The 23,223-nt window shown below is 61.2% G+C and carries 15 protein-coding genes and 1 pseudogene; 10 read left to right on the forward strand and 6 right to left on the reverse strand.

Annotated elements, in window-relative coordinates:
* Position 1: 1 nt before the first annotated feature.
* Entirely contained in the window at positions 2-1,648 is a 1,647-nt protein-coding gene (locus AB4O22_RS13520) for a cyclic peptide export ABC transporter (RefSeq protein ID WP_223471712.1), read from the forward strand.
* 864 nt (positions 1,649-2,512) lie between these two features.
* Here AB4O22_RS13520 and fhuF read toward each other — a convergent pair.
* Positions 2,513-3,196, reverse strand: coding sequence for a siderophore-iron reductase FhuF (gene fhuF, locus AB4O22_RS13525; protein WP_013693066.1), 684 nt, complete (start codon positions 3,194-3,196; stop codon positions 2,513-2,515).
* A gap of 199 nt (positions 3,197-3,395) precedes the next feature.
* Between fhuF and AB4O22_RS13530 the strand changes: the two genes are divergently transcribed.
* The 4 genes from AB4O22_RS13530 to AB4O22_RS13545 all read left to right on the forward strand — a co-directional run bounded on the left by AB4O22_RS13530 (position 3,396) and on the right by AB4O22_RS13545 (position 8,974).
* A complete protein-coding gene (locus AB4O22_RS13530) occupies positions 3,396-5,099 on the forward strand; it encodes an ABC transporter ATP-binding protein/permease (RefSeq protein ID WP_460096480.1) in 1,704 nt (567 codons plus the stop codon).
* Between the two features lie 236 nt (positions 5,100-5,335).
* A complete protein-coding gene (locus AB4O22_RS13535) occupies positions 5,336-7,198 on the forward strand; it encodes an ATP-binding protein (protein WP_038856853.1) in 1,863 nt (620 codons plus the stop codon).
* An 88-nt stretch (positions 7,199-7,286) separates the two neighbouring features.
* A complete protein-coding gene (locus AB4O22_RS13540) occupies positions 7,287-8,525 on the forward strand; it encodes a porin (protein ID WP_123423049.1) in 1,239 nt (412 codons plus the stop codon).
* Between the two features lie 11 nt (positions 8,526-8,536).
* Positions 8,537-8,974 (forward strand): type 2 periplasmic-binding domain-containing protein, encoded by a 438-nt coding sequence (locus AB4O22_RS13545; RefSeq protein ID WP_460096481.1) that lies wholly within the window; start codon positions 8,537-8,539, stop codon positions 8,972-8,974.
* Between the two features lie 9 nt (positions 8,975-8,983).
* Here AB4O22_RS13545 and AB4O22_RS13550 read toward each other — a convergent pair whose 3' ends face one another.
* Complete coding sequence (locus tag AB4O22_RS13550; RefSeq protein ID WP_460096482.1) at positions 8,984-11,356, reverse strand: putative bifunctional diguanylate cyclase/phosphodiesterase; 2,373 nt, start codon at positions 11,354-11,356, stop codon at positions 8,984-8,986.
* Between the two features lie 354 nt (positions 11,357-11,710).
* On the opposite strand from AB4O22_RS13550, the gene AB4O22_RS13555 reads away from it, so the two are divergent.
* The gene (locus AB4O22_RS13555) at positions 11,711-12,721 is read left to right on the forward strand and encodes a response regulator (protein ID WP_038859032.1); all 1,011 of its coding nucleotides are present in this window, start codon (positions 11,711-11,713) and stop codon (positions 12,719-12,721) included.
* A 3-nt stretch (positions 12,722-12,724) separates the two neighbouring features.
* Positions 12,725-13,678, forward strand: coding sequence for a GGDEF domain-containing protein (locus AB4O22_RS13560; protein ID WP_028236528.1), 954 nt, complete (start codon positions 12,725-12,727; stop codon positions 13,676-13,678).
* A 161-nt stretch (positions 13,679-13,839) separates the two neighbouring features.
* On the opposite strand, the gene treA is transcribed toward AB4O22_RS13560, so the two are convergent.
* On the reverse strand, positions 13,840-15,468 hold the full coding sequence (gene treA / locus AB4O22_RS13565) for an alpha,alpha-trehalase TreA (protein ID WP_223471706.1): 1,629 nt from the start codon (positions 15,466-15,468) through the stop codon (positions 13,840-13,842).
* A gap of 300 nt (positions 15,469-15,768) precedes the next feature.
* On the opposite strand from treA, the gene AB4O22_RS13570 reads away from it, so the two are divergent.
* From AB4O22_RS13570 to AB4O22_RS13580, 3 genes and pseudogenes are all read left to right on the forward strand, one after another.
* Positions 15,769-16,779 (forward strand): zinc-binding alcohol dehydrogenase family protein, encoded by a 1,011-nt coding sequence (locus AB4O22_RS13570; protein ID WP_223471705.1) that lies wholly within the window; start codon positions 15,769-15,771, stop codon positions 16,777-16,779.
* A 17-nt stretch (positions 16,780-16,796) separates the two neighbouring features.
* Entirely contained in the window at positions 16,797-18,323 is a 1,527-nt protein-coding gene (locus tag AB4O22_RS13575) for a UxaA family hydrolase (protein WP_460096483.1), read from the forward strand.
* 91 nt (positions 18,324-18,414) lie between these two features.
* Positions 18,415-19,121: pseudogene (locus AB4O22_RS13580) on the forward strand (FadR/GntR family transcriptional regulator).
* A gap of 111 nt (positions 19,122-19,232) precedes the next feature.
* On the opposite strand, the gene uxuA reads toward AB4O22_RS13580, so the two are convergent.
* Genes uxuA through AB4O22_RS13595 form a run of 3 tightly spaced genes read right to left on the reverse strand, consistent with a single transcriptional unit; the run spans position 19,233 to position 23,222 of the window.
* Positions 19,233-20,438, reverse strand: a complete 1,206-nt coding sequence (gene uxuA / locus AB4O22_RS13585) for a mannonate dehydratase (protein WP_003200863.1) — start codon at positions 20,436-20,438, stop codon at positions 19,233-19,235.
* Positions 20,439-20,454: 16 nt separating this feature from the next.
* Complete coding sequence (locus tag AB4O22_RS13590; protein ID WP_460105590.1) at positions 20,455-21,912, reverse strand: mannitol dehydrogenase family protein; 1,458 nt, start codon at positions 21,910-21,912, stop codon at positions 20,455-20,457.
* Positions 21,913-21,929: 17 nt separating this feature from the next.
* Positions 21,930-23,222, reverse strand: coding sequence for an MFS transporter (locus AB4O22_RS13595; RefSeq protein WP_003200859.1), 1,293 nt, complete (start codon positions 23,220-23,222; stop codon positions 21,930-21,932).
* Position 23,223: the final 1 nt, after the last annotated feature.

Here is a 23,223-nt window from a genome sequence, read left to right on the forward strand (position 1 = left end):
AATGGATCTGTTGTTACTCATGGCTAAACGCTCATGGCGCGCACTGCTGGTGGCGACCCTGACGGGGCTGACCTGCGGCCTCGCAGCGGCCGGCCTGATCGCCAACATCAACCACAGCCTGGAGGTGTTCGATAAACTGCGCCCAGTGGATGGCCTGCTCTTCGCCGGCCTGGTGGTGTTGGTCGCGGTATCGCGGATAGTCTCCGACATCAGCCTGCTGCGCCTGGGCCAGGCCGCGGTCAACGACATGCGCCTGCACCTGAGCGCCAAGCTGATCGACACGCCCTACGCGCAATTGCAGCGCCTGGGCAAACATCGCCTGCTAGCAATGCTCACCGACGATACGCAAACCATCAGCCAAGCGGTGGAGTTGGTGCCGATCCTGCTGGTCAACGTCGGGATCATCGTCGCGTGCCTGGGCTACCTGGGCTGGCTCAGCATGCCGCTGCTGGGCCTGACGCTACTGCTGATCGCCCTCGGCAGCCTGAGCTTTCACTGGCCGCAACGCCGGGCACTGACCTCGATATCCCGCGCTCGCGAGCTCAAGGACCAGTTGTTCAATCAATACCGCCTGCTCACCGATGGCAGCAAGGAACTGCAACTCAACCATCCGCGCCGGCAGCACTTCTTCACCCGCCTGCTGATACCGGTGAGCCAGCAATATCGCCGCGATTTTGTCCGGGGCATGAGCATCTACGCCCTGGTCCTGAACTGGGGCAATGCGGTGTTCTACATGCTGATCGGCGTGGTGCTGTTCGCCGCGCCGCACTTCATCGAGCTGGGCGTGAGCCTGGTCACCGGCTATATCCTGGCGATCCTCTACATGATCACGCCGCTGTCGGAACTGATGCACGCCTTGCCGACCCTCGGCCGGGCCAGCGTGGCGCTGAACAAGATCCGCGCCCTGGAAGGCGAGATGCAAACCGCCGACGAGGCCCTCGACACGATCTCGCCAACCCAGGTTCGCAGCCTGGTGTGCCGCCAGGTCACTCACACCTATTACCGCGAGCGCGAGGACGGTCATTTCACCCTGGGCCCCATCGACCTCACCCTCAATGCCGGCGAAGTGGTGTTCATCACCGGCGGCAACGGCAGCGGCAAGACGACCCTGGCCTTGTTGCTGACCGGGCTGTACCGGCCGGAAAGCGGCGACATCATGCTCGACGAGCAAGTGTCTTCGAGCAATGACAACCACCATTACCGACAGCACTTCTCGGCGATCTTCACCGACTTCTGCCTGTTCGAAAACCTGTTCGATGGCGACGATCCACACCTGGTGAAACAGGCCCAGGACTACCTGGTGCACTTGCAACTGGACCACAAGGTGAAAATCGAGGAAGGCAAGCTGACGACGCTTGCGCTGTCCACCGGGCAACGCAAGCGCCTGGCGCTGCTCAGCGCGTACCTGGATGATCGCCCCTGCTACCTGTTCGACGAATGGGCCGCCGACCAGGACCCGGTGTTCAAGCACTTTTTCTACACCCGGATCCTGCCGGACCTGCGCAAGCGCGGCAAATTACTGATCGTCATTTCCCATGACGACGCCTACTTCGGCCTGGCCGACCGGCTGATCCGCATCGAACATGGCAAGCTCAGCGAAGTCGCCCCGCAGGCTGATGCGATGCCCGTGGCCGAAATGCTGTCTTGAGGAAGCCCTGAACATTGTGGGTAATGCTGTTCACTTACGGCGCTTCTTTCAGAAATGGAAAGCGTCGTTTTTTTGATAAAGCTACTCGCCTTTTTTCCGGACGGATGGTGTGTATATCCGTTGCTGCGGTAACGGCGGCTGGCGGTTCCGCCCTGACGGCGGGTCACTTTTGGAAGAGCCGGGAGCCGGACCAGCCAAAAGTAACCAAAAACGCTTTGCCCCACCACTCGGTGCCTCGCTAGGGCTCGGCATGCCCTCACTCCGGCCAGCGTGGTTTAACGGGGCTCTCAGATCAAGATCTAAAGCAAAGCAAAAGCGGGGCATGTCCAGCATCTATGTGACTGCGCCACGGCTATCGCGAGCAGGCTCGCTCCCACAATGGGCCGCAGTGAACACAGAACTCATGAACCCCCAAGATCACCTGTGGGAGCAAAGCTTGCTCGCGATGAGGCCAGCAAACCCAACATCCATGCGACTGAGCCACCGCCATCGCGAGCAAGCTTTGCTCCCACAGTTCTGATGGGTGTATGACCGGGAGAACCAGGTCGGCTATAAGGCCGCCTCGGCGTGGACGTTGATCTCGGACGCCCCGTTAACCACGATGGCCGAACGCAGGCATTGTGGAGTGGGCCCACGGAGCAATGCCGGAGTGAGGGCATGCCGAGCCCTAGCGAGGCACCGAGTGGTGGGACACATGCGTTTTGCTTACTTTTGACTGGGCCGGCTCCCGGGCTTTTCAAAAGTGAGCCGCCGTCAGGGCGGAACCCTAAGCAGCCGTTACCGCAGCAACGGATATGCACCCAATCCAATCCAATCCAATCCAACCCAGTCCAACCCACCCAAAAGAAAACGACGCGCTCCCCCCTACTCATAGATGTAACGCAGGTAGCTCACCTGCTCCGCCACCGGCAGGCGGTGCAGCTTGGGGCAGGATTCGCAGAGCACTGGCGGTTGGCCTTCGACCGGCTCATGCAGCTGGTAATGCAGGCAGCAATGCCGGCGCAGGGGCAAGCACGGGCAAATCTGCGGCGCCGGTGATTCGACCATGCGTTGCAGGCCTCGCAGCTTCAAGCGTCCGTTGTTCACCGTGACGTGTTCCAGCCACTGGTGCGCCTCGGCGAAGCCGTCCCTGGACAGGTCCGGGTCCAGCCTGGCGAACGCGCCATCCCAGATGGCGACGAAGTTGCCCCACAATATCTTCGGAGCCAGGCCACCAGCGGCGGCCAAGGTGCTGAACAGCGGCGCCAGGTGCTCGTGGATCAATCGCGACCAGTACGCGGCACGATCATCCGCACCCAAGGCCGACAGCCCGGTGGCCAGGCCCAGCGCCGCAGGTTGACCGTCGTCGTGCAGCAGCAGCGCGTCTTCGCCCCAGAACTCGATGGCGCAATGACGCGTCAGCACGCAGGCCAGGGTGGCCGGCAGGACAATACTCATGTAGTTCATCGACCACTGCGAGACCACGGCGGCGCGGTTCACCCCCGGGTAACGCAGGGCAAACCGGCTCAGCAAAGGTTGCAGTACGGCAGGGTCGGCAAGCTGGCTCAACGCGATGGCAGGCTGGTCGCCAGGTGCCTGCCGGATAACCCGCTGTATCGGCGGCCAGGCCTGGTTAAGCCATTCTGGAAATTCGATAGCGGGGCTCCCGTGGCTTTCCCTAATTAATGCAAACGATTAGCATTGGCTGATCCTATCCTCCCGCCCTTGCAAACTCAACGTCGTTAGCGACCAGGCTTACCAAGACCACATGCACACACTTCGCAATTTCTGGCGTCTCGCGCGGCCTTTCTGGGCCTCCGAGGAAAAGTACCCGGCCCTGTTGCTGCTGTTGGCCACCGTGCTGATGACCCTGTGCCTGGTTGGCGTCAATATCCTCACCAATTTCTGGAACCTGCACTTCTATAACGCCTTGCAGGCCTTGGACTATCACGGTTTCCTGATCGGCAGCCTGCAATTCATCCTGCTGCAGATCGGCACGGCCGCCTTTACCGTGGGCGCATTCCACTTCCAGCAGAAGCTGACCATCCGCTGGCGGCGCTGGGCGACCCGCAACTTGCTCGATCAATGGCTGGGCAGCCAGCGCTACCAGAAGCTGAAACTGACCGAAACCGAGGTCGACAACCCTGATCAGCGGATCGCCGAGGACATCGACCTGTTTATCGTCAAGTCGCTGAAGTTGAGCCTGGGCCTGTTGACGGCGGTGGTGTCGCTGTTTTCCTTCCTGCATATCCTCTGGCAGGCCTCCAGCCTCGTCAGCGTGCCGTTCAACGACCAATCGGTGGTCATTCCGGGGCTGCTGGTGTGGGTCGCCCTGGTGTATGCGCTGGCGGGCACCGGCCTGGCCTTCTGGCTGGGCCGCGCGCTGCCCAGCCTCAATTTCATGCAACAGCGGCGTGAGGCGGATTTTCGCTTCTCGCTCATCCGCCTGCGGGAGAATGCTGATTCGGTGGCGCAATACCGGGGTGAAGTCGTGGAGAACGAACGCTTCAACCGTCGCCTGGAGGCGGCGCTGGAGAACTTCTGGGCGCTGGTGAAGAAACAGAAGCTGATCATGGGCTACTCGACCTTCTACTTGCGCAGCGCGACGGTCATCCCGATGTTTATCATGGCCCCACAGTTCTTTGCCGGCGCCTTTCCCCTCGGCCGCCTGACCCAGATAAGCGCGGCCTTCGGCGAAGTGCACGCGGCCATCGCCTACCTGGTGAGCGTGTTCCCGGAGCTGTCGGAATGGAAGTCGGTGATCGACCGGCTGGTCGGTTTCCAGGAGCGCCTGGATAACGTCGAGGTCAAGTCCCAGGTCAGGCACGAGCAACAGGCCAACGGCCTCGACATCAAGGACCTGGACATCTGGCTGCCGAACGGTCGGCCATTGTTCAAAGGCTTCAACCTTTCCCTCAAGCCCGGCGACAGCCTGATGATCAGCGCGCCGTCCGGCTACGGCAAATCGACGCTGATCCGCACGATTACCGGGCTTTGGCATCACGCTCGCGGTTCAAGTTGTTATGACCGTGAGCGCGCCCTGACACTTTCGCAAAAACCCTACCTGCCGTTGGGCAGCCTGCGCGAGGCGCTGTGGTATCCCAAACCGCCCCGTCGCGAAGAAGATGCGGCGCTGCGCCAGATCATGGAGCAAGTCGGCCTGCAACACCTGGCCGATCAGTTGGAGGAGGAACGGGACTGGGCGCAGACCCTCAGCGTCGGCGAACAGCAACGCTGTGCATTCGTCAGGGCCCTGCTGACCCGCCCTACGGTGCTGTTTCTCGACGAGAGCAGCTCGGCGCTGGATGCGGCAAACGAAGCGCGCTGCTATCAACTGCTCAAGCAAACGCTGCCGGACACGATCCTGATCAGTGTCGGGCACAGCGCCTCCCTGGAGCACTTCCATTGGCAAGTCCTTGAATTGCGGGACGAGGCGCAGTGGGTGCATCGCAAGGTCAAACAAGCGGTGTGAGCCCAATAGAGCAAACGCTGAATAACCTGTGGCGAGGGGATTTATCCCCTCGCCACAAAGCCCCCTGTGCACCTATCAATCTAGGCACCATTCGCCCATTGGCATGCAGGTTTTGTGGTCTATAGTTCCTGACATATCCAGAGTTTCGCTCGGGCCATAGGAGCAACACCCCCTCGAGCCGTAACCATGTCGGATGCCCACCAGCCTTCGGTAGTGAATAATGCAGGGAGCACACCATGCCGATCCAGCGGCCTGAGACACTGAGGTTGGCCCCTGGCCCTGCCCATCATCCAGCGATGGATGGCGATACCGAGGCCGGCGTGTTTCGGTTCGGCTTCGACCAGGCCAAGGAAGCCTACATTCTGTTCCCGTTGCTGGCCGCGCTGCTGTTGCTGGCCATCTGGGCCGCGACCCTGTACCTGATCAAGGTTGAACATGCCCGCGCGCAGCAGAGCGCCGCGACGGCAAGCCTGGAGATGGGCGCCACCTACGAAGCGCAAATGTTGCGCGCCATTCACGAAATCGATCAAACCCTCAAACTGGTCAAATACACCTACGAAGCAGAGGGTGAGCCCAATCCCTTGCGCCGTCTCCAGGAGCGGGCCTTGTTGCCGCCGGCCTTGGTGTTCGACGTCAGTGTGGTCAACCCGGACGGCAGGCTCGTGGCAAGCACGCGGACCAACGACCGGGAAAATATCGCGGACCCGGATGAGCAACAAACGCTGCGCCATAGCGACTCGCTGTCCATCAGCCACCCGTGGAAAAGCCCTGTCACCGGGGAATGGCGCTTGCGCTTCAGTCGGCGACTCGACGCGGCGGATGGCGGGCTTGCCGGGATCGCCAGGGTCGAGGTCGATGCCGCCTACTTCGTCAGCAGCTACGACGCCTCGAAACTCGGCGACCAGGGTGCGCTCGGGCTCCTTGGCACCGATGGCATCTTCCGCGTACGGCGCACCGGGGAAACGGTACTGGCTGGCGATACGGTCGATTACAGCGCCGTGGTGCCGGACGCCGAAAACACCGAGGCCGTGCTCTCGGTCAATGGGTGGGACGGAGTGCGGCGCTACACCAGTGCCCGCCAGCTCTACGACTTTCCGTTGGCGGTGATTGTCGGCTTGTCCGAGCAAGAGCAACTGGCCGCGGTGAATCAGCAAGCGCGCACCTATCTCTGGCGCGCCGCGGGCGGCAGCCTGGTGCTGGTGTTGTTGGTGAGCCTGCTCGCCCGGATGAGCTGGCAACTGGCGCAGAGCCGTTTGCGCGCCGCCGAAGCCCAGACGCAACTGGCAGCGGCCGCCCGCCAGGCCGGCATGGCCGAAATCGCCACCAACGTCCTGCACAACGTGGGCAATGTGCTCAACAGCGTGAATATCTCCGCCGACCTGGTCACCCGCAAGCTGCGTACCAGCAAGGCCTTGGGGCTCGGCAAAGCGGTGCAAATGATGAACGAGCATGCCGAGGACCTCGGCGACTTCATCTCCCACGACGAAAAAGGCAAGCTGCTGCCCGGCTACCTGAACCAACTGGTGGACGCGCTGGCGGTCGAGCAACAGAGCATGACCGAGGAACTCGGCCAACTGACTAAAAGCGTTGACCACATCAAGGAAATCGTTTCCGCCCAGCAATCGTATGCGGGCACCTCCACCATTGCCGAAACCGTGCAGATTAAGGAACTGATCGAGGATGCCCTGCGCATGAACGCCGGCATCATCGCGGCGCGCCAGATAACCGTGGTGCGAAACTTTGCCGAAACGCCCCTGCTGCTGTTGGACAAGCACCGGGTGCTGCTGATCCTGGTCAACTTGATAAAAAACGCCAGCAGGGCGATGGATGACAAGCCGGAGCTTGCCCATCAAATCATCCTTCAGAGTGAGCTGCACCCAGGAGACACCCTGGTGATCAAGGTCATCGACAATGGCGAAGGCATCGCGCCCGAGAACCTGACACGGATCTTTGCCCACGGCTTTACCACGCGCAAGGACGGCCATGGTTTTGGTCTGCACAGCTGCGTCCTGGCGGCCATGGAGATGGGTGGCTCGCTGGAGGCCCACAGCGATGGCCCGGGAACGGGAGCGACCTTTACGCTCAAATTGGCGATCTAGGCTACGCTTCGGTGGTTTCAGGCAGCTTCAGCCAACGTTACAAGGAACAGACGAATGGCGATCCATGCAACGAGGTCACGTTGACCCTATGGCGACAAGACCCAATACACTGGCCCTGGCCGTCATGACGCTGTATGCCGGCGGTTCCAGCGCCGATACAGCCGATACGTCGATATTCTCGTTGAGCAGCTTCGGCACGGTGGGGATCGTCCACTCCAGCGAGAAAAAAGCCGACTTCACCACCAGTATCTTCAAACCCAATGGCGCAGGACATTCACGCAACTGGAGCGCCGACGTCGACAGCCTGATCGGCGCCCAACTGACCGCCACGTTCACCCCGCAGCTGTCGGCTGTGGTGCAGGTCATTTCAGAGCAGCGCTACGACAACAGCTACCGGCCCTTTGTCGAGTGGGCCAACATCAAGTACCAGTTCACGCCGGACTTCAACGCACGCATTGGCCGTACCGTATTGCCGACTTTCCTGGTCTCCGACACTCGAAAAGTGGGCTATACCCTGCCCTGGGCGCGGGCGCCCATGGAGGTCTACAGCCTGATGCCGATTTCCAGCAGCGACGGCATCGATGGCAGCTACCGGTTTCATATCGATGAAATCACCGATACCGTACAGGCTCACTACGGCCAGACCGACAGCCGCCAGCCTGATGGCGCCGGCAAAGCACTGACGAGAAATTTCTGGGGAGTCACCAACACCACCGAGTTCGGCGTCCTGACCACGCGCATCACCTTCATGAAAGCCGACCTGACCCTGGAGCAGTTCAACTCACTCTTCGATACGTTCAGGGAGTTTGGTGCAGAAGGCATCGCCATCGCCGATCGCTACGACTCCGATGACACGCCCGTCGAATTCTTTGGAGTAGGTGCCAGCTATGATCCGGGCGATTGGTTCGTCATGAGCGAATGGGGGCGCCTGGATAGCCGCTCCGGCCTGGGCAGGACCAGCGCCTGGTACATCAGCGGCGGATACCGCATTGAAGCGTTCACCCCCTATGTCACCTACGCTCGGTCCAAGACCGAAACAGAAGTCTCCAGCCCGGGCTTGACGACATCGGCCTTGCCACCGGAGTTGGCGGGTGCCGCTGCGCAGCTCAATGGTGCGCTCAACTCTGTCCTGGGCTCAAACGAAGGCCAGCAGACCCTTTCTCTGGGCGTGCGCTGGGACTTCACCAAGAACATGGACGCCAAGCTGCAATACGATCACACACGTTTCAAGGGTAACTCGGTCGGTCCGTTGATCAACCCCCAACCGGACTTCGAGCCTGGGGGCTCATTCAACGTCATCAGCCTAGCTGTCGATTTTGTATTCTGATGGAGCGGGCCATGTGGTTTGTGAGGCTCATCGGATTCGCCGTAGCGGGGCTCGCCATGTGCGCAGCCAGCGCTGCCGTCAAGGCCGACGTGGTCGTGGTCGTCGCCACGTCCAGCCCGGTGAAAGCGCTCGCGCGTAATCAGGTGTCGGATATTTTCCTCGGCAAGACCAGTCGCTTCCCCGACGGCGGACAGGCGACTCCCATTGACCTGACGGAAGACTCGCCGACCCGCGATGAGTTCTATACAACGTTCACAGGCAAGTCCGCCTCCCAGCTCAAGGCGCACTGGTCGAAAATCATCTTTACCGGCAGAGGCCAACCGCCCCAGGCTGTTTCAAGCAGTTCGGAGGTCAAGAAGCGTGTTGCAGAGAACCCCGGCACCATTGGCTATATCGATGCTCGGGAGGTAGACGGCAGCATTAGGGCACTGCCGCTTGACCCGCAATAAGCGCGGGCCTTAGGTATCGAGATCCGTATCAACCGCCTGGGCTTGCAGCAACACCTTGAACTGATCGGCGGGAACCGGTTTGTTGAAGTAAAAACCCTGGAACTCGTCGCAGGCATTGTCGCGCAGGAAATCGGCCTGCTCCTTGGTTTCCACGCCTTGGGCCACCACGGTCAGGCTGAGGGTCCGGCCCATGGCGATAATGGCCTCGGTCAAGGCTTTGTCTTCCAACACGCTGCTGGTATCGCAAATACACGAGCGGTCGATCTTGATGGCGTCGAGCGGAAACTGCTCGAGGGCAGAGAGCGAAGAATAGCCAATGCCGAAATCATCGATGGCGATGCGGACCCTCAGGTGCTTGAGCCCGGTCAACACGCTCAACGCTCTCTTGACGTCCTGCATGAGCAGGCTCTCGGCGATCTCCAGCTCCAGCAGACGTGCATCCATACCGGTTTCGGCCAATATCTCAGCCAGGTCCGTAAGCAGGTTCTCATCGGCAAACTGCCGTGCCGTGAGGTTCACGGCGACCCCCAGGTGCGGCAATCCCTGTTGCTGCCAGGCCACGTTTTGCTGGCAGGCGGTCTTGAGTACCCACTTGCCGATCGGCACGATCAAACCGGTCTCTTCCGCGACGGGGATGAACTGCATCGGTGCCACGATACCCAGGTCCGGATGATTCCAGCGCAGGAGCGCTTCCATGCCGGTAATGCGGCCACTGCCGATATCTCGCTTGGCCTGGTAGTGAAGCTGGAACTCGTGGCGCTCCAGCGCGTGGCGCAAGCTCAGTTCCAGCGTCAACCGTTCCAGTGAGTCCGCGTTCAGCTTCGCGGAGTAGAACTGGAAGTTGTTCTTGCCGCATTGCTTGGCCTGGTACATCGCGATATCGGCGTTTTTCTTGAGTGTCTGCTCGTCCAGGCCATCCTGTGGGAAAACACTGATGCCGACACTGGCGGTCACCCGGAACTCCTGCCCCTGGAGGTTGAAAGGCCGGGCAATGGCACCCAGGATTTTCTGGGCGGTGGTTGCCACGTCCTTGTCATCGGACAGCTCCGGCAGCAGGATCACGAATTCGTCGCCGCCCAATCGGGCCACCGTATCGCTGGTGCGCAGGCACGCCTTGAGTCGCAGCGCGACCTCCTTGAGCAATTGATCGCCAGCATCGTGCCCAAGCGTATCGTTGACTTGCTTGAAGCGGTCGAGATCCAGGAACAGCACCGCCAGTTGCCGATGATAACGGCTCGCCTCGCCAATGCTCTGGCTCAACAGCTTGCTGAACAGACTGCGATTGGGCAACGCCGTAAGGCCGTCGTGATAGGCCAGGTACTCGACATTTTCGGCGTAGGCGACTTTCGCTTCACCAGCGCGCAGGCGGCTTTGCAGCAGTTGCCAGCTCATCCGGGCAAGCAGCCCCGCCAACAACACCAGCAACAGGCTGCCGCCCGCGGTCCGCCAGAGGTAGGTGCGCGCTTGTCGCTTCACCGTGGCCAGCTGTTCTTCTTCGGATAAGCCGACAATCACCGCCAGCGGAAAATCGTAGAGCTGACGGGCGCTGATATAGCGCCGCACACCGTCCGGTCCGTTGATCAAGCGTACGGCTTCAGCGTTTTCAGTGTCTGGCACCACGACGGCGTAATCGACCTCGTCGCCCGCCGATATCGCTTCCCCGCTGCGCCGTGCCCGAAAGACACCGTCGATGCCCAGCAGACCGAGCAAGCCCTGATTGCCAAGCTTGGAGGTGTCATAACTGCTGACGAAATAGGCCGCATCGACTTCGACCATGGCGATCCCGGCGAATGCGCCATCCCCCGTGTCGAGCCGTCGACTGAAACGCAACTTCCACTCCCCCGTCGCCGGGCTTTTCCACGGGCGGCTGATCGACAGTGCAGTGTCACGCCCCACCGTTTGCAGCTCATCCTTGGCGATCCGGTTTCCGACTTCGCTCGACTGGGTGCTGGCGACGACCAGGCCACTGGCATCGACCACGCTGACATCAAACAAGTAGGGTGAAGGCAGCAAGGCACGGGCCTTGAGCTTGGGCAGCGGGTTTGGCTCGCGCTCGGACTCGTAGGTGTACTTGACGAGCTTGAGGGTCTGATCGATTTCACGCACCGCCCTTAGGATCTGCGCTTCGTAGGTGGCGCCGATTTCCAGGCTCGCCTCGGCAATGCCCTGCTGCGCGCGGGCCTGTTCGAACTTGATCAGGTACAGGGTGCCCGCCCAGATGACCGACAGCAGGAGAACCGCCAGCAGCGGGAACAGAATGTAGGCTTCCTTGACCTGGTCGAAGCCGCGCCGAAACAGATCGCTCGTCGCATCGGACAAGGCGTTTTCACGAGGGGCAACATCCTGGGCCGACGTCAGTACACTCGCCCGTTGGATCGCCATGATGTGCTCCCTGCATTGTTCACTGCTGACGGCCTGCGGGTATCCAACGCGGCAACGCTCCGAGGCGTCCGTGGTTCCTGATCGCCGGCACTGAAGGATTCCGGACCTGCAGAAAACTATAGACCACAAACTGCGTCTGCCACTGCCAATCGGCACGTCGTCCGTGGCTTTGCGCTGGTTGTAATGACGAAGTGCAGTTGACTCCCCTGACTTATTGGTCCAGTTTTTAATACAACAGTGTCATGCAGGTCTTTCATGCACGACGCAATGCCTGATAAATCCCGTTCGTTAATCAAAGGGCCCCTGCCTGCCTATGAATGATGTACGTAGGACCTCCCCTGCCATTGAACGCCAATGGATGCCCCTGTGCCGTTGATTCCCCTGGTTGTGTGTGACGACTCCAACATGGCGCGCAAACAGGTGTTGCGCGCGCTGCCGACAGATTGGCCGGTTTCGGTCACCGAGGCGGTCAACGGGCGCCAGGCCATGGACGCCATACGCCAAGGCCTGGGGCAAGTGGTGCTGCTCGACCTGACCATGCCGGAGATGGATGGCTACCAGGTGTTGAGCGCCTTGCGCGCCGAGGGATTGCAGGCGCAAGTCATCGTGATTTCCGGTGACATCCAGGACGAGGCGGTGCGCCGCGTGCTTGAGCTGGGCGCGCTGGCGTTCCTGAAAAAGCCTTTCGACGAAAACGAACTGCGCCAGACCCTCATCCGGGTGGGGCTACTGACCCAATCCGGCCAGGTGCCGCTGCAGAATCGTTCGGCCACGAACACGGCCATCAGTTTTCACGATGTGTTCCGCGAGACGGTCAACGTGGCCATCGGCCGGGCAGCGGCCCTGATCGCCAAGGTATTGGGGGTCTTTGTGCAGTTACCGGTGCCGAACGTGAACATTCTCGAGGTCGGGGAACTGCATATGGCGCTCAACGACGTCGGCAGCTCCCAGCAACTCACGGCCATCTGCCAGGGTTTCATCGGCAGCGGCATCGCCGGCGAAGCCCTGCTGATATTCCATGACTCGGAAATCGCTGACATCGCGCAACTGATGCAGCGCGAGAGCGCCGATTATTCGGACCTGGAAATGTTGCTGGACCTTTCCAGCGTCTTGATCGGTGCGTGCCTGAGCAGCATTGCCGAACAAATCGATGTGGTGTTTTCCCAGGGCCATCCGCAGATTCTCGGCCAGCACGCGGCCATCGAGGAACTGATCCAGGTCAACCGCAAGCACTGGAAAAAGACCCTGGCGGTGGAAATCAGCTACAGCCTGGAAGGGCACGATATTCGCTTCGACCTGTTGCTGCTGTTCACGGAAGACTCCATCGAACGGTTGACCCACAAACTCGCCTATCTGATGAGCTGAGCCATGAACGATTCCATCGATCTGAACGAGTTTCACTGGTTGCTGGCCATCGTTCAGAGCATCGACGTCGGTGTCGTGGTGCTCGACCGCGAGTACCGCGTGCAGGTCTGGAACACCTTCATGGAGAACCGCTCCGGGGTGCAGCCCAAGGACGCCCACAATCAGCATTTTTTCACTCTGTTCCCTGAAATCGATCGCCAATGGTTCAGCCGCAAGGTGGAAAGTGTCGCGACCCTGGGCACGCCGGCGTTCACGGTCTGGGAGCAGCGCCCGTACCTGATTCGGTTCAAGAGCTACCAGCCGATTACCGGCCAGGAAGCGTTCATGTACCAGAACACCACGCTGTTGCCGCTGCGCTCGCCCGACAATACCATCAAGCACATCTGCCTGGTGATCTACGACGTCACCGACGTCGCCACCAACCGGCATCAGCTCCAGGCCGCCAATGCACAGCTGCAAAAACTCTCCAGCACGGACCGACTGACGGGGTTGTACAACCGCGGTCACTGGGAGGCCAACCTGAAAGCCGCCTACGCCCGGCATCAGCGCTACGGCCATGCGTTGAGCCTGGTGATGCTCGATATCGACCACTTCAAGCGGGTCAACGACACCTACGGTCACCAGGCCGGCGACAAGGTCATCGAGCATGTCGCCGGGCTACTGCGCGAGCATGTGCGCGACGCCGACGTGGCTGGGCGTTATGGCGGTGAAGAGTTCGGCGTGGTGCTCTCAGACACCGACAAGGCCGGCGCGCAGATTTTCGCCGAGCGCCTGCGCAAGGCCGTCGAAACGCTGGAAGTGCACTACAACGACCAGGCCATCCGCTTCACCATCAGCCTGGGGGTGGCCGACCTGAGCCAACCCTCGAACGACCACGCCGACCTGATCGCCAGGGCGGACCAGGCGCTGTATACGTCGAAGAAGAGCGGGCGCAATCGGGTGACGATCCATGAATAGCGAGCCCACCTTCCTACTAAGGTGATGGTGCGACTTGACCACGCCACACATCCCCCTGTGGGAGCGAGCTTGCTCGCGATAGCGGTGGTTCAGCAACATTGAGGGTGGCTGGCACGCCGTCATCGCGAGCAAGCTCGCTCCCACAGAGATGTGTACGGCATTCACTTGCCCATCAGGGTTGGGGGAGTCGCGCCATATTTACCCAGTAGTTTGAGCGTCACCCCATTCGTCCAGCCGAAACCGTCCTGCAGTTCATATTCGCCGCCTCCCCCGCCGTCACCGCGCCCGGACAGATCGTATTTCTCCACCAGTTTGTTTTCCTTGCGGTAAAGGTTCTCGACCTGCTGCAAGAAGCGGCTGCCAATTTGCTGCGCCAGGGCGGTTTGCCGGTATCGGTCCAGCCCCTCCACCGCGACCCATTGCAACGGTGCCCAGCCATTGGGCTCGTCCCACTGCTGGCCATTACTGACCTGGGTGGTGGCGATGCCGCCGGGGCGCAACAGGCCATCACGTACCGCATCGGCGGTGCGATTGGCATGTTCGACAGACGCCAGCCCCGTATACAGCGGGAAAAGCGTCGCGGCCGTGAGCTGCTGGCGTGGCTGGTTGCGTTGCCAGTCGTAGTCCACGTAGAAGCCTTTGTCGGCATTCCACAAGTGCTTCTCGATGGCACGCTGGCGCAGTTCGGCGCGCCGGCCGTAAGCCTGGACGCAGGGGCTGTTGTGCACCGTCTCGCAGGCTTTGGCGATGGTGTTTTCCAGATGATAGATCAGGCTATTCAGATCCACCGGCACGATAGCGGTGGTGCGAATGCTCGCCAGGTTGTGGCCATCGTCCAACCAGCGCGAGCTGAAGTCCCAGCCACTTTCGGCGCCGGCGCGCAGGTCTCGCCAGACCTCTTCCCTGGGCCGGTCCGGCGCCTGCTCGGCGGTGTTGACATCTTGCAGCCAGGATTCCTGTCGAGGCGTCGGGCTGGCATCCCAATAGCGATTGAGCACACTGCCATCGGCGAGCTTGACCACGTGCCGCTCAGCCGTGCCGGGCTTGAGTGCCTGGGCGCCCGCCATCCAATAGGCATACTCCTTCTGCAACTGCGGCAGGTATCGTCCATAAGCCTGGTCGCCCTCGATACGCGCCTGCAACTCCACCATGTAAGCAAAGAATGGCGGCTGCGACCGGCTCAGGTAGTAGGTGCGATTGCCGTTGGGAATGTGGCCGTAGGTGTCGATCATGTAGGCAAAGTTGTCGGTCATCTGGCGGACCTGGGCCTTATCACCGCTCTGCTCAAGCCCCAGCATGGTGAAATACGAATCCCAGTAATACATCTCGCGAAAGCGTCCACCGGGCACCACATAGGGCTGCGGCAGCGGCAACAAGCTGCTGTAGGCCGGCACCTGGCTGTAGGATCGACTCAGTACCGGCCAGAGGCTGTCGATGTGTGCCTCGATCGGAGCACCGGGCTTGGGAGCCGGGCTTTCGGCTTCGCCGGACTCGATGAAGTTGTCTTTCACGAAAGCCTTGATATCGAAGCCATCGCTGTTACGTCGGGCCAGGTAATCGGCGCGAATCTGCGCCGGGTCACGGTTGGACAGTGCGTCCACGAAATGCTTCTGGTCAGTGAACACCTGCCCGCGTTGCACCGCTTCAAAGAGTTCGGGATAGGCCTGATCGGGGGGGAGATTGGCCCGTCCTTGGGCGTCAGCGTAGCTCCATTTGGCGGGCGGCTGGCTTGAACAGGCCACGCACAGCAGCGCGGCAAAGGAGAGGCTGGCGAGATCGATAGGTCGCATCAGAGGGTCCATCCTGTTTTTCGTTCCTGATAAACGAGTGACCTGTCGGGATGGACCTGGGTTCACTCAAGATGCAGCGCCGGGCGACGTCCAGATTGAATTTGGTCAGTCCAATCAATATTTTTATTAATTGGTCTTGCCAATATTTTTTACGGCGTGTAGTTTCGGGCCAAGGTCATCGGTGCAGGTCACTGCCCGCCTACAACAAAAAAAGAGCCCCGGTCCCGGCAGCCGTGCGCTCACAACCCTCCTCCCGCCTGCAGGCAGCCACTGCCCGTACGCCAGCCAAGGAGCATCAACATGCTGACTGTCATCTGTAACGAACCCGGCTCGTTAACCGCCATCGAACGTGAAAAGCCCCTCAGGAAACCGGGAGAGATCCTTATCCGGGTCAAGCGTGTCGGGGTCTGCGGCACCGACCTGCACATCTTCACCGGCAATCAGCCGTACCTCGAATATCCGCGCGTCATGGGCCACGAGTTTTCCGGGGTTGTCGACGAGACGGACAGCGCCAGCGACCTCGCCATCGGTGATGTTGTCTATGTGATGCCCTACCTTTCCTGCGGGACATGTATCGCCTGCCGCCAGGGCAAGACCAACTGCTGCACCCGCATTCAAGTGCTGGGGGTTCATTGCGATGGCGCGTTCACTGAGTACCTGAGCGTTCCCCACGAGTTCGTGCACAAGGCTGTGGGTGTTTCCCTCGATCAGGCGGCGATGATCGAGTTCCTGTCCATCGGCGCCCACGCTGTGCGGCGCTCAAATGTCCAGGCGGATAAACGTGCGCTGGTGGTCGGCACCGGCCCGATCGGCATGGCCGCGGCGATCTTCGCCAGCCTGCGTGGGGCGCAAGTCACTGTCCTGGATACCCGTGAGGATCGTCTTGCGTTCTGCAAGCAACACTTGGATATCCACGCCGCCGTGCACATCGGCGAAGGCGACAAGCAGACCCTGGCTGAACTGACAGGGGGTGATTTCTTCGACGTGGTGTTCGATGCCACCGGTAACGCACGGGCCATGGAGCGCGGGTTCGAGTTCATCGCCCATGGCGGCACCTATGTGATGATTTCGGTGGTGCGGGACTCCATCACCTTCTCCGACCCTGAATTCCACAAGCGCGAAGCCACGCTGATGGGCAGCCGTAACGCCACCCAGGAAGACTTCCGCCACGTCGAGCAATGCCTGCGCGACGGATTGATTCCGGATGCGGTCCTGAACACCCACCGACTGACCCTGGGCGACGTGGCCGATTCGTTCTCCACATTGCTCGACCCCAGCCAGGGTGTCGTCAAAGCCATCATCGAGTGCTAGGAATCGGAGGACGCCACATGAACCCGCCTTCTTCTTTGCTTGTGCTGGCACCGGGCGATGATGTCGCAGTGGCCCGGGGCGATATCGCCAAAGGTCAGCACGTGAGTGCCGACGGCATCACACTGACCGCCAGCCAGCCGGTTCCGTCCGGCCACAAGATCGCCCTGCGCACGGTGTTGGCCGGCCAACGGGTGCTCAAGTACGGGCAGACCATTGGCCAGGCAACCCGGGACATCGAACCCGGCGATTACGTCCACGTGCACAACCTGGACATGTCCGCCTCCAATGCCGAACACCGTGTACGGAACGTCTATGTGCCCACCTCGTTGAGCAATGATCCCGCTACGTTCGAAGGTTACGTTCGTGAGGATGGGCGCGTCGGTACACGCAATTACATCGGGGTCATTTCCAGCGTCAACTGCTCGGCAACCGTCTGCAAACACATCGCCAATGCCTTTTCTTCTGACCGCCTGAAAGACTTTCCCAATGTCGATGGCGTCGTGGCGATCACCCACGGCAGCGGCTGCGGCATGGGCGCCAAGGGTGAAGGCATCGACATCCTCAAACGCACCTTGCGCGGCTATGCCGATCACGCCAACTTCGCCGGCGTGCTGTTGATCGGCCTGGGGTGCGAAGTCAACCAACTGACCCCGTTGATGAATGAACTGGGAGATCGCCGCGCTGTGCTCAAGGCCAGCCTGATCATTCAGGAAGAAGGCGGTACTCGCGAAGCCGTGCGCCGTGGCATCGCCCATATTGAAGCGATGCTGCCGGTCATCAACCAATACCAACGGTCGACCGTGGCCGCCAGCCACTTATGCGTCGGTTTGCAATGCGGCGGCTCGGATGGTTACTCGGGCATTACGGCCAATCCGGCACTCGGCGCGGCCGTGGATCTGTTGGTGCAGCATGGCGGCACCGCGATTCTTTCGGAAACGCCGGAAATCTATGGGGCCGAACACTTGCTGACGGCCCGCGCGGCGTCTGCCGAAATCGCGGAAAAATTGATGGAGCGGATCCACTGGTGGGAAGCTTACGTGCGCCACAACGACGGCGATATGAACAACAACCCTTCGCCGGGCAACAAGGCCGGGGGCATCACCACCATTCTGGAAAAATCCCTGGGCGCCGTGGCGAAAGCCGGTGCGACCGGGCTGATGGGCGTCTACCAATACGCTGAAACGGTCGATACCGGGGGCCTCGTGTTCATGGACACACCCGGCTATGACCCGGTGTCCGCGACCGGCCAGGTGGCCGGAGGCGCGAATCTCATCTGTTTCACCACGGGCCGCGGCTCGACCTACGGTTGCAAACCCACGCCCTCCTTGAAGATCGCCACCAATACTCGCCTGTTCCAACGCATGGAACTGGATATGGATTTCAACGCCGGCGGCATTGTCGATGGCGTGGAGTCGGTGGCGCAGGCGGGAGAGCGGTTGTTCCGACTGATGCTGGAGACGGCGTCCGGACATCGCACCTGCAGTGAGGAAAACGGCTTGGGCGATAACGAGTTCCTGCCTTGGCAGATCGGCGCGGTGATGTGAATGGCAGAGTCACTGCAACCCTTCCCCACATAAATGAACACCATCAAGCGCCTATGGTAGCCTTTGCGGATTCTCCGATGGACGCCACCCCATGGTCTCACCGATCAACACCGCCGAGCGAAAGCCGTACCAGAAAATCGCCGATCAACTGCGCAACTACATCGCCCAGGGGGATTTCAAAGCAGGCTCCAGGCTTCCCCCGAGCGTGACTTGACCCAACTGCTGGGGGTTTCCAGGCCATCGCTGCGCGAGGCGCTGATTGCCTTGGAAATAGACGGCGACATCGAGATCAAGATGGGCTCCGGCGTGTACGTGCGCGCCAAGCCCAAGGACGGAAAGAACCCGAGCATGACCTTGGGCGAGAGCCCGTCGGAACTGATGCAGGCGCGCGCCTTGATCGAAGGTGAGTCGGTGATCCTGGCGTGTTTGCATGGCAAGAAAAGCGACTACCGCTATTTGCAGGACTGTATCGATGCCATGCGCGCAAGCATCGCCAATGGCCTGCCTCCGCTGGAGGATGACCGTCGCTTCCATCAGCGCCTGGCCAAGATGAGCGGCAACTCCGCCCTGGTCCGGATCATCACTGCGCTCTTTGATGAACGACACAACCCGATTTCGGCTCACCTGAGCAAACACTCGGAGAATGCCCTGACGTGGGAAGCTGCGGTCGTCGAGCATGAGGCGATCCTGCACGCCGTAGCCAACAAGGATGTGCTCGGCGCCCAAACCTCGATGCGCCAGCATCTGAGCCGTTCGGAGAACCGCTGGCTGCAAGCGCTGGAACCGGAAGGGGCTTGATCGTTCCCACGCTCCTGCGTGGGAATGCATCCCGTGACGCTCTGCGTCACACCCCGGAAGCGGAACGCGGAGCGTCCCTGGCGACACTCCCACGCAGGAGCGTGGGAACGATCAAAGATCGCAGGCTTCGCCAGTTCCTACAGAGCTCAGCTGTTGCCGCACCGCCAGCTCCACGCCGCGAATTTCCGCCAAGCCCTTGAGACGGCCGATCAGCGAGTAGCCGGGATTGCTTTTGCGCTGTTGATCGTCAAGCAATTGATGCCCATGGTCTGGACGCAGCGGCAAGCGCGGGCCACCTTCGCGCTCACGTCGGCGCTCTTCAGCCACCAGGGCGGCGATGACCCCGACCATGTCGACGTCACCATCCAGGTGATGGGCCTCATGGAAGCTGCGTGGGTCGGTTTCCCGGCGAGTTGAACGCAGGTGAGTGAAGTAGATGAACGGCGCAAAGTGCTTGGCCATCGCCACCAGGTCGTTGTCTTCACGCACACCATAGGAGCCGGTGCAGAACGTCAGGCCATTGGCCGGGCTAGGCGCCGCGTCCAGCAGCCATTGGGCGTCTTCGGCAGTGGACAAGATGCGTGGCAAACCGAGCAGCGCCCGGGGCGGGTCGTCCGGGTGGATCGCCATGCGCACACCCACCTCCTCCGCGACGGGGATCACCGCGCGCAGGAAATACCCCAGGTGTTCGCGCAACGTGGCCTCGTCGATGTCGGCGTAGGTACGCAGCAAGGCACGGAAGTTGTCCAGGCTGTAGTGCTCCTCGGCGCCGGGCAAGCCCGCGATCAGGGTGTTGACCAAGGTTTCACGCTGGGTCGGTGACAGTTGTTCGAAGTAGGCCTTGGCTTGCTGGATATCCTCGGCGCTGTATTCGGCCTGCGCAGCCGGGCGCTGGAGGATGAACAGGTCAAAAGCAGCGAATGCGGTTTGATCGAAACGCAGTGCCCAACCGCCATCCGCCAGCTCATAGGCCAGGTCGGTACGCGTCCAGTCCAGCACCGGCATGAAGTTGTAGCAGACGATATCGATGCCGCAGCTCGCCAGGTTGCGCACGCTTTGCTGGTAGTTGGCGATGTATTCGTCGCGCCGCCCACAGCCGCGCTTGATGTCTTCGTGCACCGGAATGCTTTCCACCACCGACCAGCTCAAGCCGGCCGCTTCGATCATCTGCTTGCGCGCCGCAATGGCCTCCACTGGCCACACCTGGCCATTGGGGATTTCGTGCAGCGCGGTGACGATGCCGGTCGCACCGGTTTGGCGAACGTCCGCCAGGGAAATCGGGTCTTTGGGGCCAAACCAACGCCATGTCTGTTCCATGTTCTTCTCCTTGTTATCAGTTGAGTGCGGCAAGGGCGGGCAACAGGCTGTCCACACCATCGCGGACCAGGGTGCGATAGGCGCGGTGCACGGCATCGCGAAACTCTGCGCGAGCCGCCAGTTGCGGCGGGAAGACTTCATCCAGGTCGAGGAAAGCATTCACCCGCGATGCGCCCTCGAAGCGTCCCGCAAGATCGGCAAAGGTTGCGCTCAGCGGGTCGTCGATCACGTGCATCGACTGACCAGGCAACGGTTGCGTGCAGTAGTGAATCCAGGCCGCGATGCCCAGGGCGGTACAGTCGATGCTGCGCCCTTGGTCGAGCAATTGCTGCGCGCCGAGCAACCAGCGTTGCGGCAGTTTCTGCGAGCCGTCCATGGCGATCTGGCGCAAGCGATGTTGCAGGCTGTCGTTGGCAAAGCGCGCCCGCAGGTCGTGGGCATACACCGAAAGATCGATGCCGGCCGGCATGTCCAGGGTGGGTGCGGCTTCCTCGGCCATGTAACGCTCGAGGAGGCGCGCCAGCTTCACGTCGCTGACGGCGTCGAAGACCGACTCATGGCCGGCCAGCAGCCCTACGTAGGCCAGCAATGAATGGCTGCCATTGAGCATGCGCAGTTTCATGGTTTCAAACGGACGCACATCGTCGACCATCTGCACGCCTTCCACTTCCCAGTCCGGGCGGCCGAGGGGAAAGTGATCCTCGATCACCCACTGGCTGAAACTTTCACAGACCACTGCCGCGCGGTCGTGGCAGTCCAGTTGCTGCTCCAGCCGACGGAAGGACTCGTCGTCCATGGCCGGCACGATGCGATCGACCATGCAGCTGGGAAACGTCACCTGTTGCTCGACCCACTGTGCCAGCGCCTCATCCTGCAACGCCGCCAAGGCGCTCACAGCCTGGCGGGTGCGCTGGCCGTTGTCGGGCATGTTGTCACAGCACAACACGGTGAAGGCCGGAATGCCTGCCGCGCGACGGCGACGCAAGGCCTCAAGGACAATGCCGGGGGCCGAGCGCGGCGTTTGTGGCTGCTCGATGTCATGGGCAATCGTCGGATCTTCGCGGCGCAACTGCCCGGAGGAAGGGCTCAGGCAGTAGCCTTTTTCGGTGACGGTGAGCGTGACGATCCGCGTTTGCGGCGCAGCCATGCGCTGCAGCAACTGCTCCAATTCATCACCGCCCTCGCCCACATACAAGGCCTGGCGCAACACCCCGATTTCACGCAGGGTCACCTGCTCGCGGTCGCGGTACTCGGCCACATGGTAGCGGCCGTCCTGCACGCGCAATTGCTCGACCAAGGTGCGATTGGAGCGCAGGTTGGCGCTGCACAATCCCCAGTCACTTTCGCCATGGCGATTGAGATGGCGTTGCAGGTAGACCGCCTGGTGCGCGCGGTGAAACGCGCCCAGGCCCAGGTGCACGATACCGATCTGCGCTGCAGTCCCGGTGCAAGGTACACGTTTCACAACAGGCATCGACTCACTCCTTCTGTTCAGGGATGGCCCAGGGCCGAAGCGGGTTGCGAGCTTTGTGCCGCCGCGTTGCCGGTATCGGCCACCGACAGCGGTTTCACGTAGCGCGCCACACACACGGCACCGATCACGGTCAACAGCCCCGCCAGCAGGAATGCACTGGTGAACGAGCCGGTGAACTGCACCAGGAAGCCCGTCAGGGTCGGGCCGACAATGCCCGAGGTGTTAGCCAGGAAATGCATGAAACCGCTGACGCCGCCCACCCGCGCCGCCGGGACGGTGTCCTGGATGATCGCCCAGTAGATGGCACCGGTGAGGTACAGGAAGAACACCGCCAAGGCGACGAGGATGACCGCCGGATACAGGGTCTTGACCATCCCCGCACAGGCGATGCAAACGGCGCAGGCCAGCAGGCAGGTCACCAGCACCACCTTGCGGGAGAACATCATCTTTCCGGTTTTCTTGAACACAAAGTCGGAGATGAAACCGCCCAAGGCCAGGCCGAGGAAACCCAGCACCCAGGGAATGACCGTGGCGATGCTCATGTCCTTGACGTTCAGGCCGTGGGCCATGGTCAGGTAGCTGGGGAACCAGGTCAGGAAGAAGAATAAGGTGTAGTTATAGGAAAAGAACGCCAGGGAGGTGAACAGCACCGTTGGCTGCTTGAGGTAGAAGCGCAGTGGGAACACCGGTTGTGCTGCCAACTCGCTTTGCCCCTCGGCCCGCAGAATCTCCTCGGCACCCTCGCCTTCTGGCCTTTCCTTGACGAACTTGAACCACACCGCCGCCCAGACCAGGCCGATCACCATGATGATGATGAACGACATCTTCCAGCCGTAGGTGACGGCGATAAAGCCCACCACCGGACCGGAAATCGCCCCGCCCAGCGGCGTGCCGGACATCGAGGTGCCAATCGCCCGCGCCCGGCGCTTGGGGGTGTACCAGTTGTTGACCATCTTGCTGGTGGTGACGCTCAGCGGTCCTTCACCCATGCCGAACAGGATCCGGATAAGTACCAGCGAAGCGAAGCCCACCGTCAACACGGTGAGGCCGCTGAACAACGACCACAGGACCATGGCCAGCAGCAACGTGGTCTTGGCGCCGTAGCGGTCGGCGGCCCAGCCACCGATGAAGTTGAAAGCGGCATAACCGACGAAGAAACTACTGAAGATCATGCCCATCTCACCCGTACTCAGACCGTAGTCTTTCTGGATGAAAGGCGCCGCCACAGACAATGCCGACCGGTCGAGGTAATTGATGACCCCGGCCAGGAACAGCATGATGATGATTAAGCTACGTCCTTGACCAAACATG

The organism is Pseudomonas sp. S3_B11 (assembly GCF_054667715.1).

Bases quoted from the DNA above. Each gene is read 5' to 3' on its own strand.
- AB4O22_RS13520 (WP_223471712.1), top strand. From the start codon at position 2: ATGGATCTGTTGTTACTCATGGCTAAACGCTCATGGCGCGCACTGCTG.
- AB4O22_RS13530 (WP_460096480.1), top strand. From the start codon at position 3,396: ATGCACACACTTCGCAATTTCTGGCGTCTCGCGCGGCCTTTCTGGGCC.
- AB4O22_RS13535 (WP_038856853.1), top strand. From the start codon at position 5,336: ATGCCGATCCAGCGGCCTGAGACACTGAGGTTGGCCCCTGGCCCTGCC.
- AB4O22_RS13540 (WP_123423049.1), top strand. From the start codon at position 7,287: ATGGCGACAAGACCCAATACACTGGCCCTGGCCGTCATGACGCTGTAT.
- AB4O22_RS13545 (WP_460096481.1), top strand. From the start codon at position 8,537: ATGTGGTTTGTGAGGCTCATCGGATTCGCCGTAGCGGGGCTCGCCATG.
- AB4O22_RS13550 (WP_460096482.1), bottom strand. From the start codon at position 11,356: ATGGCGATCCAACGGGCGAGTGTACTGACGTCGGCCCAGGATGTTGCC.
- AB4O22_RS13555 (WP_038859032.1), top strand. From the start codon at position 11,711: ATGGATGCCCCTGTGCCGTTGATTCCCCTGGTTGTGTGTGACGACTCC.
- AB4O22_RS13560 (WP_028236528.1), top strand. From the start codon at position 12,725: ATGAACGATTCCATCGATCTGAACGAGTTTCACTGGTTGCTGGCCATC.
- treA (WP_223471706.1), bottom strand. From the start codon at position 15,468: ATGCGACCTATCGATCTCGCCAGCCTCTCCTTTGCCGCGCTGCTGTGC.
- AB4O22_RS13570 (WP_223471705.1), top strand. From the start codon at position 15,769: ATGCTGACTGTCATCTGTAACGAACCCGGCTCGTTAACCGCCATCGAA.
- AB4O22_RS13575 (WP_460096483.1), top strand. From the start codon at position 16,797: ATGAACCCGCCTTCTTCTTTGCTTGTGCTGGCACCGGGCGATGATGTC.
- uxuA (WP_003200863.1), bottom strand. From the start codon at position 20,438: ATGGAACAGACATGGCGTTGGTTTGGCCCCAAAGACCCGATTTCCCTG.
- AB4O22_RS13590 (WP_460105590.1), bottom strand. From the start codon at position 21,912: ATGCCTGTTGTGAAACGTGTACCTTGCACCGGGACTGCAGCGCAGATC.
- AB4O22_RS13595 (WP_003200859.1), bottom strand. From the start codon at position 23,222: ATGTTTGGTCAAGGACGTAGCTTAATCATCATCATGCTGTTCCTGGCC.